1 protein-coding gene is annotated in these 323 nt (G+C 63.2%); it reads left to right on the top strand.

The window, feature by feature from the left end:
- Positions 1–323, top strand: a 323-nt coding sequence (locus QCE58_RS30955; RefSeq protein WP_309780691.1) for a hypothetical protein, incomplete at both ends; no start/stop codon positions are given.

Raw genomic sequence — 323 nt, 5'->3', positions numbered from 1 at the left:
ATCCTCATGCATCGCTCGGACAAGTTCGGTCTCGCGCAGTTGCATCAGTTGCGCGGACGCGTGGGGCGCTCGCATCACCAGGCGTATGCGTATCTGCTGGTGCACGATCCGCAGTCGCTGACCAAGCAGGCGCAGCGCCGGCTCGAAGCGATCCAGCAAATGGAGGAGCTCGGCTCGGGCTTCTATCTCGCGATGCACGACCTCGAAATTCGCGGCACGGGCGAAGTACTCGGCGACAAGCAGTCGGGCGAGATTCACGAGATCGGCTTCCAGCTCTACACCGACATGCTGAACGACGCGGTGCGCGCGCTGAAGGAAGGCCG

Origin of the sequence: Caballeronia sp. LZ028 (assembly GCF_031451415.1) — a bacterium.
Classification (GTDB): Bacteria; Pseudomonadota; Gammaproteobacteria; order Burkholderiales; family Burkholderiaceae; genus Caballeronia; species Caballeronia zhejiangensis.
The sequence above is the reverse complement of the archived record's forward strand: the minus strand, read 5'-3'. Positions and strand labels throughout refer to the sequence as shown.